This window comes from Chryseobacterium sp. SG20098 (genome assembly GCF_031844745.1).
GTDB classification, from domain to species: Bacteria; Bacteroidota; Bacteroidia; order Flavobacteriales; family Weeksellaceae; genus Chryseobacterium; species Chryseobacterium cucumeris.
The window spans coordinates 3,917,951-3,930,535 of the sequence record NZ_CP134622.1 but is presented as its reverse complement, the minus strand read 5'-3'; the positions used below and the strand labels follow the sequence as shown (position 1 = coordinate 3,930,535).

Annotated in this window: 12 protein-coding genes; 10 read left to right on the top strand and 2 right to left on the bottom strand. The window is 36.1% G+C overall.

Annotated elements, in window-relative coordinates; translation table 11 throughout:
• Positions 1-3: 3 nt before the first annotated feature.
• Together RHP76_RS18035 and RHP76_RS18030 are read left to right on the top strand one after the other, a co-directional pair.
• A complete protein-coding gene (locus RHP76_RS18035; RefSeq protein WP_311228726.1) occupies positions 4-687 on the top strand; it encodes a response regulator transcription factor in 684 nt (227 codons plus the stop codon).
• A gap of 77 nt (positions 688-764) precedes the next feature.
• Positions 765-3,062, top strand: a complete 2,298-nt coding sequence (locus RHP76_RS18030) for a GH92 family glycosyl hydrolase (RefSeq protein WP_311228725.1) — start codon at positions 765-767, stop codon at positions 3,060-3,062.
• A 160-nt stretch (positions 3,063-3,222) separates the two neighbouring features.
• On the opposite strand, the gene RHP76_RS18025 is transcribed toward RHP76_RS18030, so the two are convergent.
• The gene (locus tag RHP76_RS18025; protein WP_311228724.1) at positions 3,223-4,560 is read right to left on the bottom strand and encodes a dihydroorotase; all 1,338 of its coding nucleotides are present in this window, start codon (positions 4,558-4,560) and stop codon (positions 3,223-3,225) included.
• A 100-nt stretch (positions 4,561-4,660) separates the two neighbouring features.
• Between RHP76_RS18025 and RHP76_RS18020 the strand changes: the two genes are divergently transcribed.
• The 8 genes from RHP76_RS18020 to ribA all read left to right on the top strand — a co-directional run bounded on the left by RHP76_RS18020 (position 4,661) and on the right by ribA (position 11,716).
• A complete protein-coding gene (locus tag RHP76_RS18020; protein WP_228432465.1) occupies positions 4,661-6,088 on the top strand; it encodes an oligosaccharide flippase family protein in 1,428 nt (475 codons plus the stop codon).
• Between the two features lie 153 nt (positions 6,089-6,241).
• Entirely contained in the window at positions 6,242-7,258 is a 1,017-nt protein-coding gene (locus RHP76_RS18015; RefSeq protein ID WP_311228723.1) for a sugar phosphate nucleotidyltransferase, read from the top strand.
• 103 nt (positions 7,259-7,361) lie between these two features.
• Entirely contained in the window at positions 7,362-8,207 is an 846-nt protein-coding gene (locus tag RHP76_RS18010; protein WP_311228722.1) for a lipoprotein insertase outer membrane protein LolB1, read from the top strand.
• Positions 8,204-9,766, top strand: a complete 1,563-nt coding sequence (locus RHP76_RS18005) for a peptidoglycan DD-metalloendopeptidase family protein (RefSeq protein WP_120233638.1) — start codon at positions 8,204-8,206, stop codon at positions 9,764-9,766. The genes RHP76_RS18010 and RHP76_RS18005 overlap by 4 nt, the downstream gene beginning before the upstream one ends.
• A gap of 31 nt (positions 9,767-9,797) precedes the next feature.
• The gene (locus RHP76_RS18000; RefSeq protein ID WP_062672268.1) at positions 9,798-10,016 is read left to right on the top strand and encodes a Sec-independent protein translocase subunit TatA; all 219 of its coding nucleotides are present in this window, start codon (positions 9,798-9,800) and stop codon (positions 10,014-10,016) included.
• Positions 10,017-10,031: 15 nt separating this feature from the next.
• Positions 10,032-10,646 carry a DUF4254 domain-containing protein gene (locus RHP76_RS17995; protein ID WP_311228721.1) on the top strand — a complete coding sequence of 205 codons (615 nt, stop codon included), beginning with the start codon at positions 10,032-10,034 and terminating at the stop codon, positions 10,644-10,646.
• Positions 10,643-11,101 (top strand): hypothetical protein, encoded by a 459-nt coding sequence (locus RHP76_RS17990; RefSeq protein ID WP_079240316.1) that lies wholly within the window; start codon positions 10,643-10,645, stop codon positions 11,099-11,101. Before RHP76_RS17995 ends, RHP76_RS17990 begins: the two co-directional genes overlap by 4 nt.
• A gap of 18 nt (positions 11,102-11,119) precedes the next feature.
• Positions 11,120-11,716, top strand: coding sequence for a GTP cyclohydrolase II (ribA, locus tag RHP76_RS17985; protein WP_311228720.1), 597 nt, complete (start codon positions 11,120-11,122; stop codon positions 11,714-11,716).
• A gap of 236 nt (positions 11,717-11,952) precedes the next feature.
• On the opposite strand, the gene RHP76_RS17980 is transcribed toward ribA, so the two are convergent.
• Positions 11,953-12,501 (bottom strand): hypothetical protein, encoded by a 549-nt coding sequence (locus RHP76_RS17980; protein ID WP_311228719.1) that lies wholly within the window; start codon positions 12,499-12,501, stop codon positions 11,953-11,955.
• Positions 12,502-12,585: the final 84 nt, after the last annotated feature.

Sequence of the window (12,585 nt, the reverse complement as noted above, 5' to 3'; positions counted from 1 at the left end):
AGTATGGAGAAATCTAAAATTTTATATGCCGAAGATGACAAAACAATAGCTTTTCTGGTGGAAGACAGTTTGGAAAGTTATTATGATATCAGCTGTTATTCTGATGGAGAATCTGCGTTGGAAGCGTTTAACAGCCAGGATTTTGATATCTGCCTTCTGGATATTATGATGCCTGGCATGAACGGATTTGAGGTGGCACAGCAAATCCGCAGTAAAAATGCTGAGGTTCCGATTATTTTTATCTCTGCAAAAGCATTAAAAGAGGACAGAATCAAAGGGCTTAAAATTGGAGCTGATGATTATCTGGTAAAACCATTCAGTATTGAAGAACTGATGTTGAAAATCGAGGTTTTCCTTAAACGTACTAAGAAAACAGATACTTCTCCTTTACAATATACGGTGGGAAAATATAATTTTGATCCTAAAAACTATACCCTTCAAGGGCTAGAGAACAGCATTACTCTTACCCAGAGAGAATCAGATCTCCTCTTATATTTTATCCGCCATAAAAATCTGGTGGTTAAAAGACAGGAAATTCTGAAGGCCATCTGGGGAGATGATGATTATTTTATGGGACGAAGCCTTGATGTATTTATTTCCCGATTAAGAAAAGTACTGGCTGAAGAGCAAAACGTTTTAATAGAAAACCTCCACGGAATAGGTTTCCGTTTTTCTGAAAAAGAGTAAATAGAATTCAAACTAATTTAAAACACAACAGAAAATGATGATTTTAATTAATTTTAAACTTTGAAAAATTGTCATTAATGAAAAATCGAAAGTCTATTGTTTTTCTTTCTCTAGCATTTTTAAGTGCAACCTTTCATGCCCAAAAATTTGAAAAATTAATACAATATGTCAATCCTCTGATCGGAACTGAAAAGATGGGACATACGTATCCGGGAGCCACCGTTCCTTTTGGTGCCGTACAGTTAAGCCCTGAAACAGACACCATTTCCTATGAACTCAATGGAAAATATAATGGTGAGGTTTATAAATACTGCGCCGGCTACCGTTATGAAGATAAAACCATAGTGGGATTCAGTTCTACCCATTTCAGTGGTACAGGACATTCTGATCTGGGAGATTTTCTGGTAATGCCTACTGTTGGAAAACTTCAGTTGAATCCGGGAACAGATTCCCATCCGGAAAGTGGCTACAGAAGCAGATTTTCACACCAGAACGAAACAGCAGAAGCCGGATATTATAAAGTAAAACTGGATGATCACAATATCCTTGCAGAACTGACTGCCACACCAAGAGTAGGAATTCATCGCTATACTTTCCCGAAATCTGACCAGGCTCATATTATTCTTGATCTGATGGCTGGTATTTATAATTATGACGGGAAAAATGTATGGACATACGTTCGGGTAGAAAACGGAAATACCATCACAGGTTATCGGCAGACCAATGGCTGGGCAAGGACCAGAACCGTTTATTTCGCCATGAAGTTTTCAAAACCTTTTAAATCTTACGGTCAGCAAAACTATGATGAAAAGCAGGTTTACAAAGGATTCTGGAGAAAATTCAACCAAAATCAGAATTTCCCGGAGATTGCAGGAAAGAACCTGAAAATGTATTTTGATTTTGATACCAATGAAAATGAAGCGATTGAAGTAAAATTGGCCATTTCTCCTGTAAGCCAGATCAATGCTTTGGAAAACCTCGAAAAAGAAGCCGGAAATGTAACCTTCGATCAGGCCAAAGCTCAAGCCCAGGACAATTGGAATAAGGAATTAAATAAAATTGTCATCAAAGGTTCTGATACGGAAAAAACCAACTTCTATACAGCAATGTATCATACCTTCATTAATCCTACCACTTATATGGACGTCAATGGAGAATATAAAGGGCTGGATCAGAATGTTCATAAAGCAGATGGCTTTACCAATTATACAACCTTCTCTCTGTGGGATACTTACCGCACGCTTCATCCTTTCTTTAATATCATTCAGCCTAAACGGAATGGTGACATGGTAAAATCTATGATGGCTCATTATAGTCAGTTTTCAATGAAAATGCTGCCCATCTGGTCACATTATGCAAACGACAACTGGTGTATGAGCGGATACCACAGTGTAAGTGTAGTAGCTGATGCCATTATTAAAGGAAATTATAAAGGTGATCCTGAAGAAGCATTGAAAGCTTGCATAGAAACTGCTAATAAAAGAAATTATGAAGGCATCGGACAATACATTGATCTTGGATATATTCCTGCTGAAAAGAACGGAACTTCAGTTTCCAATACATTAGAATATGCCTATGACGACTGGGCGATTGCTCAACTGGCAAAGTATTTAAACAAAACAGAAATTTATAATCAGTTTATCAAACGATCTGAAAACTGGAAAAATAATTTTGACAAAACCATCGGGTTTATGCGTCCACGTCTGGCAGATGGAAGCTTTAAGAAAGATTTTGATGTGCTAAGTACTCATGGGCAAGGTTTTATTGAAGGTAACTCGTGGAACTACAGTTTCTTTGTCCCGCAAAATCCTGATGAACTGATTACGATGATGGGTGGAAAGAAGAAATTTGCATCAAAACTTGATGAGTTGTTCTCCATGCATTTACCTGATGAATTCTTTGCAGACACTGAAGATATTACAAGGGAAGGAATTATCGGTGGATATGTTCACGGAAACGAACCTGCTCACCATGTTGCCTATTTTTATAACTGGGCCGGACAGCCATGGAAAGCACAGGCACAAATCCGCCGTATTCTTGAAATGCAATACAAAGCAACACCAGACGGGCTGGGCGGAAATGATGATGCCGGGCAAATGAGTGCATGGTATATTTTAAGTTCATTAGGTTTTTATCCTGTAGCTCCTGGATCAGAGAACTATTCTATAGGAAGCCCGGCGATTGATCACGCTGTACTGAATCTGGAAAATGGAAAAACCTTTGAAATTGAAGCAATCAACCAAAGTCCGGAAAATGTGTATGTTCAGAAAGTTCTTTTGAATGGAAAAGAGATTAAAAACTTTACATTAAAACATTCTGAGATTATGAATGGAGGAAAACTTACTTTTTACATGGGGAATAAAGCGAAAAGGTAAGATATTCTCGAAGATTGAGCGGATGAGCGGGTTTAAAAATCTGCGTAATCTCCTACATCTATGAGAATTAAGAATAGGTTTTGGCTGAAGCCAATGTGGGAGATCTAAAATAAAAAGAGCGGGCTAAAGCCCGCTCCTATTGAATTATAATATTTACTGATTAATCTCTAGGTTCAAAAAGCAATCGCTCTCCAAATTTCTCTTCTGCAATTGTACCATTGTCATACACCAAATGACCATTGACAAAAGTATGGGTAACTTTAGAGTGAAAATTCATCCCTTCCAATGGACTCCAGCCACATTTGTACAGTAAATTGTCTTTGGAAACCGTCCAGTCCCGGTTTAAATCTACTAAAACAAGATCAGCTTTATACCCTTCTCTCACAAAACCTCTTTTTTCAATTTTGAAAAGGATTGCCGGATTATGAGCCATCTTTTCAACAATTTTCTCAAGGGATATTTTACCGTTCTTATAGTTTTCAAGCATTACCACCAATGAATGCTGTACCAAAGGTGCACCAGAAGGACATTTTGTGTATACGTTATTCTTCTCTTCTGCCGTATGCGGAGCGTGATCTGTAGCAATCACGTCTATTCTGTCGTCCAGTAATGCTTCCCAAAGAGCATCTTTATCTTTCTGGGTTTTTACAGCAGGATTCCATTTGATGAGACCACCTCTTGTTTCATAATCCTCGTTGGTAAATGTAAGATGGTGAACACATACCTCAGCAGTAATTTTTTTATCTTTTAAAGGAATATCATTTCGGAAAAGCTCCATTTCCTTTGCTGTTGAAAGATGGAAAACATGAAGTCTCGCTCCTGTTTTTTTTGCAAGCTCAATGGCTTTGGATGAAGACTTATAACACGCTTCTTCACTTCTGATCAAATGATGGAATTTTACAGGAATATCATCCCCATACTCATCCATATATTTCTGTGTATTGGCTTTGATGGTAGCTTCATCTTCACAGTGCACAGCAATCAGCATTTTAGTATTACTGAAAATATTTTCCAGCGTTTCCGGATTATCCACAAGCATATTTCCTGTAGACGAACCTAAAAATAACTTGATTCCCGGAACATTTCTAGGGTTTGTTTTCAAAACTTCCTCCAGATTATCATTCGTTCCACCCATCATAAAACCGTAATTGGCATATGCTTTTTGGGAAGCGATCTCATACTTGTCTGCTAATAATTCCTGGGTTACTGCATTGGGAACAGTATTTGGCTGATCGATAAAACTCGTTATTCCTCCAGCTATGGCAGACCTTGATTCGCTTTCAATGTCTCCTTTATGAGTAAGTCCCGGCTCACGGAAATGCACCTGATCATCTATTACTCCGGGAAGAAGATACTTTCCTGAGCCATCAATAATCTGATCTGCATCTTCAGAAATGCCGGCAGCTATTTTAGAAATCAAATCATTTTCTATCAGGATATCACTTTCAAAGACTTTTCCTTCGTTAACGATATTTACGTTTTTTATAAGAACTTTCATTTCAATTTATTTCGCTGTAAAATTAAGATTTTAAGTTTTAATTCACCCCAAAATCGCAAAACGAATGCTTAAAGTTTTACATTTGCAAAAAAATTCGGCTTTGTACAAGAAACTATTAGGACAGACCATCATCTACGGAGTAGGAGCAATAGCGCCAAGAATCATTCTATTCATCCTTAATCCACTTTTGATCTATAAGATTCCCAATGAAGGTTTTGCGATTTTCACTCAACTTTATGCGTGGATTTCATTTGTTAATATTATCCTTTCTTTTGGTTTTGAAACAGCCTATTTCAGATTTTCAGCAGAAGAGGATAACGAGAAAAAAACGTTCAACACTTCGTTTTGGTTTTTATTTTCAACCTCTACCATTTTCCTGGTATTGTGTTATTTATTCAATCAGCCTATTGCAGATTATGCGGGATACCACGATAACCCTGAATACATCAGATGGTTTGCTATGATTGCCTTTTTTGACAATTTATTGGTGATCCCTTTTGCATGGCTTCGTTTCCACAATAAACCCATCAAATATTCTGCAGTAAGAGTTGTTCAGGCTATATTTCAGGCTGTTTTTACAGCCGCATTATTCTTCTGGATTCCGGAAAACATATCAAGAAGTATGGGGCTGGATCAAAATGTAGATTATCCGTTCTTCAGTAATCTGGCTGGAAGTGCCTTAGGCTTTTTATTATTACTTCCCATTATATTAAAGGTAAGATTTCAGTTTGTCACTTCATTGTTCGGGCGTATGATCAAATACTCCTTCCCACTGATGCTGGCAGGCCTTGCTTTTATGGTAAATGAAAATTTTGATAAATCCATACAGAGAAATCATATTTCAGACGAAGAAGCAGGCGCTTATGGAGGATGCTATAAACTTGCTGTACTGATGACATTATTTGTTACCGCATACAGAATGGGTATTGAGCCATTCTTTTTTAAACAGATGGATAAAGGTGATGCTAAAAAGACTTATGCCAACGTAGCAGAATACTTTGCCTTTTTTGCATGTGCCGTTGCTTTAGGGATCATTGCCAATATATCCTGGCTGAAAGCCGTTTTTATTCCTAATAAATCCTATTGGATCGCGATAGATATCATTCCGATTATCGTCATTGCCAACCTTTGCTTCGGAATCTATTATAACTTTTCAACCTGGTATAAAGTAACGGACAGAACCAGTATGGGAACTGTTATTTCATGGCTTGGGGCAGGGATCAATATAGGACTTAATCTTCTTGCTTTAAATTACTATCACAGCATGATGGGTTCCGCATGGGCTACTTTTGGAGCTTATATAATTATGATGATTGTTTCTTACCTTTTAGGTCAAAAATATTATCCTATTCCTTACAGAATGAAGAAAATGTCTTTCTTTATGATACTGCTTGGGGTTTTTAGTTTCATCATTGTAAAATATCTCAACTATAATATTCTAGCGAGTAATCTCCTCTTTTTCATCTTTACCGGAATTTTGATTTATTCTGAGAAAAACCTGATTTTATCGAGAATCAGAAAGAATTAAACTTTGGTCTTTATTTTGCTTGTACACCAACCTATTGTTAATTTAAACAATTATTTAAAAAGATATAAATCATACTTCGTTAAAGGTTTTAATTATTATCTTTAACCTAAATATTAAAAACAACTAATAAAACATCTTTTATACATATAATTTATGAAAATTATTGTCCCTATGGCTGGACGTGGTTCCAGATTACGTCCACATACACTGACAGTTCCAAAACCTCTTATACCTATTGCTGGAAAACCTATTGTACAGAGATTGGTAGAAGATATTGCTAAAGTTGCAGGAGAAAATATTGAAGAGGTAGCTTTTATCATCGGAGATTTTGGTCCTGAGATCGAAAGATCCCTTATTCAGATTGCTGAAAAGCTGGGAGCAAAGGGAAGTATTTATTATCAGAACGATCCTCTTGGTACAGCTCATGCGATCAAGTGTGCTGAGCAGTCTATGAAGGGAGATATCGTTATTGCTTTTGCAGATACTCTTTTCCGTGCAGACTTCCAACTGGATAAAAATTCTGATGGTGTAATCTGGGTGAAAAGTGTTGAAGACCCATCTGCTTTCGGAGTAGTAAAATTGGATAACTACGGCTTTATTACCGACTTTGTAGAAAAACCTAAGACTTACGTTTCTGATCTTGCTATCATTGGTATTTATTATTTCAACAGCGCTGAAAAGCTAATGGAAGAAATCAATTATATCATGGATAATGATATTAAAAATGGTGGTGAATATCAATTGACAACTGCTCTTGAAAACCTTAGAGCTAAAGGCGCTAAGTTTACCCTTGGAAAAGTAAATGACTGGATGGATTGTGGTAACAAAAATGCTACCGTAGAAACCAACAGCAAAATTCTTGAATATGAAAGAGAGGAAATGACTCATTTTCCTGCTTCTGCTGTGATTGAAAACTCCCTGATCATTCAACCATGCTTTATTGGAGAAAATGTAAAAATATCCAATTCAAAAGTAGGACCTGGTGTTTCATTAGGAAACAATACCATCATTGTCAATTCAAATATTGAAAATTCCCTGATCCAGGAAAATACAAGAATCAACCATGGAAATCTATCCAATTCTATGATCGGTAATTCTGCACAATATTTCGGGGTTTCCAGAGAAATTTCTTTAGGTGACTATTCTGTTTTAGATTTTCTATCTAAATAAGAATAAAAATATTTAACTTAAACAACACATCATCAAGCCACACAAAACATTTTGTGTGGTTTGGCGTTAATATTGCAACGTATTTTTAATTAAAGATAAATACATGAAAAATTGGATCCCTTTTCTTTTATTCCTTCTTACCTTATCATCCTGTAAGACCCGTAATGCTGCTCAAAGCGATACTGATCATACAAGGGACAGCATCAATACTACAAAAGATAATGGAGATCCAAAAGACGTAAATGAACCGGTAAGCGACAAATTTACTTTCTATGAACATGTATTAATTCCACCAAAATTCGAGCAGATCAAAATAGACAGTAAAATAAAGGTAGAAACAGGAAGCTATGTCCCTACCCTCGATGCAACCATCTATATTGAAAATGATAAAAAGGTATGGATGAATCTCAGAGCCTTGTTCATTAATGCAGCCAGAGGTATTGCAACTCCGGAAGGGATAAAAGGACAGGACAAGATTAATAAAACCTTTATAGATTCTGATTTTGATTATCTTAATAATCTGCTGAATGTTAACTTCATTGATTATAAATCTCTGGAAAAAATCTTAATGGGAAGAACTTTTGTAAAAATAAATGACAAACAGTTTACGCTAACCCAAAATGCACAAGGATTCAAAATGGTTTCTAACGTCAATCAGAAAATTGTGACGGATGAAAAAAACAGAGAATATAAAATAGCCCTTCAGTACGATACCAATTATGATTTATTGAATGTCAATTTAAAAGATATTCTGTCTTCGGACGAGCTCGATATTTCTTACAGCGACTGGAATGAATACGATGGCGTCCGTCTTCCGAAAAATGTTAAAATAATTATAAAAGGCTCAAAATCTAGTCAGATTTTAATGGAAAATACGAAATTTGACTTTTCGAGGATGGAAACACCTTATTCTGTACCATCCAGTTATAAGAAAATTGAGATTAAATGATTAAAAAATTTAGCTTTTTAATAGGTGTTTTGATGTTCGGACTGCACCAGGGACAGCAGACCAAAGAACAGCTGCAAAAGCAGAATGCCGAACTTAAAAAACAAATTGCACAAATAAATACCGATTTAGCCAAAACCAGAAGTGAATCTAAACTTTCCGTAGCCTACCTTTCCAATGTCAACCAAAAATTGGTTTTAAGAGAAAAGGTTTATAACAACACGCAGAAAGAAAAAAGGTTTATTGAAGATGACATCTATTTACGTCAGCTGGAAATTAACCGTCAGAATAAAGAACTGGCTGTTTTAAGAAAAAACTATGCTGAAGTTTTGGTGAATGCTTATAAAAACAAAGGTGTACAGAACAAAGTAACGTTTATACTTTCTGCTAAAAATTTAGGAGAGGCCATACGAAGAGTTCAATATCTGAAACAATACTCAGACTATCAGGATAAAAAAGCAGCTGAAATTACAGACGCCGCTAATCTCATCAAAAAAACCATCGCTCAGAAACAAAACTCTGTAAAAGCGAAGGAAAATCTATTGATAAACCAACAAAAAGACCTGGCAACCATCAATGCTGAAAGAGCTCAAAAAGAACAATTAGTAGCCGAATTCAAGAAAAATGAATCCAAATTAACAGCTGAACTGAAGCAAAAACAAGTTCAGTCTAAAGCATTGGAAGGACAGATCAGAGCTATTATTGCAGAAGAGATCAGAATTGCCAAAGCGGAAGAAGAAGCCAGGAAAAAAGCGGAAGCCGAAAAAATACGTTTAGCAAAACTAGCTGCTGAAAGAGAAAAAGCAAGAATCGAAGCCGAAGCTAAAGCAAGAGCTGAAGCCCTTGAAAGAGAAAGAAGACTGGCAGAAGCAGAAGCTAAGAGAGCCGCAGAACTTGCAGCAAAAAGAGCTGAAGAAGAGAGGAAACGTAATGAAGAAGCAGCAAAGGCAGAAGCCAATGCAAGAGATGAAGCCAGAAGAGTAGCTGCTAAAAAGGCATCTGATGAAGCCAATGCAAGAGCTAAAGAAGCTGCTGATAAATTGACAGCAGCAAGAGCAGCAGAAGCAGCTCTTACGAAAAGAAAAGAAGAAGAGAAAAAAGCAGCTGAGACTAAAGCTATGACAAGCTACGGAGTTTCCACCGCTACTGGAAACAGTTTTGCAGATAGCAGAGGAAGACTTGGTTATCCTGCAGACAGAGCCGGACAAATTACCCACCGTTTCGGAAGACAGCCACACCCGGTTTTCAAAAATATTACTGAAGAAAATAACGGGATTAAAATTTCCGTTCCTTCAGGTACACGTGCAAAATCAGTGTTCCCGGGATCGGTATCTTCGGTTCTTGCCAATAATGACGGAACAAAGACTGTAATCATTAAACACGGCAGTTATTTTACCATTTATTCCAACTTAGGAAATGTAAGTGTTTCCAAAGGACAGCAGGTTTCCTCAGGAACTCCGGTAGGTACAATAGCTCAGGATTTTGATGGTGCTTATACCCTTGATTTCCAAGTATGGAACGGAAGTACACCAGTTGATCCATTAGGTTGGATTTCATATTAAAAAAAGTGTAACTTTGCAAAAATTTTAAGAGATGAATACACTAACAATACTTGCCTTATCTTGGCAGCACATCCTTATCGTAGCAATACTTTTGGTATTACTTTTTGGAGGAAAGAAAATCCCGGAATTAATGAGAGGAGTAGGTTCTGGGATCAAGGAATTTAAAGATGCAGTGAAAGAAGAAGACAAGCCAGGTGCTGAAAATAAATCTTCTTCAAACAACAACAATAATAATTCTTCAAGCAACTAAAATTCCTTAGAATTAATGAAATTTACTGAGACTGCATGGAAAGTCTTCAATCAAGCTATTGAAGACTATCACGTGTCTGATGACGTTAACACTCTAATTAATAACCCGTTCGAAAAAGATAGTTTGGAACGGATTTTGTATGCAAAGAACTGGATTGATACCGTTCAATGGCATTTGGAAGATATAATTAGAGATGAAAATATTGATCCGGCAGAAGCTCTTCAACTGAAGAGAACAATAGACGCCTCCAATCAGAAAAGAACTGATCTGGTAGAATATATTGACGGCTGGTTTCTTAATAAGTTTGAAAATATAACTCCTAAACCTGAAGCAAAAATAAATACGGAAACTCCCGCTTGGGCAGTAGACAGGCTATCAATTCTTGCATTAAAGGTTTATCATATGTCGTTAGAAGCTAATAGAGCATCCGCTTCTGAGGAACACAGAAATAACTGCCAGGCTAAACTGGACGTTCTGCTTACTCAGAAAGAAGACCTATCAACTTCTATAGATCAGTTGCTTACTGATATTGAAAACGGTGACGTTAAGATGAAAGTGTACAAACAAATGAAAATGTACAACGATGAAAGTCTTAACCCAATCCTTTATCAAAAAGGGCAACAAAAATGAAACGACTATTTTTCTTTGGAGTACTTATCATATTAACATCTTCCTGCGCAACGGAAAAGCTTAATCTTTCTCCGTTGTCAAATAATTTTTATAGTGATGCTAAAGGGTCTGATTCAGACAGAAGCTCAAAGAAGAATTTTAATATCAATATCAAACAGAATGTCAATGCTTCTGAAATTTCAAACATGATCTCTACTTTTCCCAAGTTTAAAAACAACGGATTAAATGATGAGATTACCAGCTTGAAATATAGTCTTCAGAATTATTTATACGCTATTGATGCCAGCAATTCTGCAGGAAAGAGCAGGGCCCTTAAAAGCTTCGAAAAGTCATACAAAAAAATTCAAAAGCTAAGGCAAAATCTTGACAGAGACGACGATGAAGTGCTTAATAGATATCTGGTTCGTTTAAAAACCAACATTTCTGTTATTGAAGATACTTTGCCAGGAAGTTAAAAACTAATTGAACTATCAATGATTAAAATTCAGGCGGAAGCCAATGTTCCCACAGAGCACGGCACTTTCCGAATGATAGCTTTCTCCGAAAACGAAAACGACTGGATGCCTCATATGGCCATTGTTGCTGAAAATACAGATTTTTCAAAACCGGTCAATGTTCGTTTCCATTCAGAATGTATTACCGGAGAAGTTTTCCATTCAAAAAAATGTGAATGCGGCCAACAATTGGATGCTGCAATGAAATATATCCATGAAAACGGTGGAATTATCGTTTACCTTCGTCAGGAAGGAAGAAACATAGGGATCATCAACAAACTTAAGGCTTACTCACTACAGGAAAAAGGATTGGATACCGTACAGGCCAATCTGGAGTTGGGACTTCCTGCAGATGACAGAAACTTTGGTGTAGCCATTGAAATTCTGAATCTATTGGATGTAAAAGATATTAATCTTCTGACCAATAATCCTGAAAAGGTAAAATATGTGGTAAACAGCAATATTCACCTTAATTCAAGAATACCGCTACAGATTCCTGCCAATGAAATAAGCAAAGGATACCTGCAGACAAAAAAAGATTTCTTTGGACATCTTCTGGATGACAATGATAATTAGATAAAATAATAAAAGCCTCGGAAATTTCTGAGGCTTTTTATTAACATTTTCCGGCTCATACAAGCCCAAAATTACCTTCTGAATATCTGACGGAAAGATTATATTAAGTAAAAAAAACTCTCATTAAAAGCTTAATTGGTCAATATCTTCCTTACCTATAATAATAAATCAAAAGCCCCGAAAGATATTCTCCCGGGACTTTTTTAATTATAAAAAACTGAAAAGATATTTCTAAATTATTTAGTCTTAATTTTAGACTCGTCGATATTATAATATTTGATTACACTCTTATAATCATTATAATCTACAGCAGTACCTTTAGCCATTTTTGCACCACCAGTTCCTGTTCCGTTTGCAGGAAGAATAAGAACTCTGAATTTTTTATTCTGATAGTATGATGGATTAGCTGTTAAGCTAAACGTATTGCTAGAATTAATATTTATAGTAGCAGCATACTTACTGAATTCATAAATATAATCTAAAGCGTCATTATTGGCATTCCCTACATAATAAGTATATGGTAAAAGTTTCCATACAGGAGAATCTCCATCCATTCCAATCTGCATATAGATAAGTACCATATCGGATTGTATTAATGGCTTATTAAAATCATCACTCCATCTGTAAAGATTATCGTTAACTCTTGTAAAAGTAGGAGATATATCAAATGATTGGTTTATGGTATCATAATCTGTTCCTTGTACTACAGTATCATCACTATTATCACAGCTATACGCAGTAAAACCTACAGCTCCTAGGAATAAGAAAAGAAGTATTTTTTTCATTTTTAGTAAAGTTTAGTTATTATTTATATTGCGTATTCAAATCATATACCAAAAATCTCAAAAACTTTGTTTTCCTCACTTTTT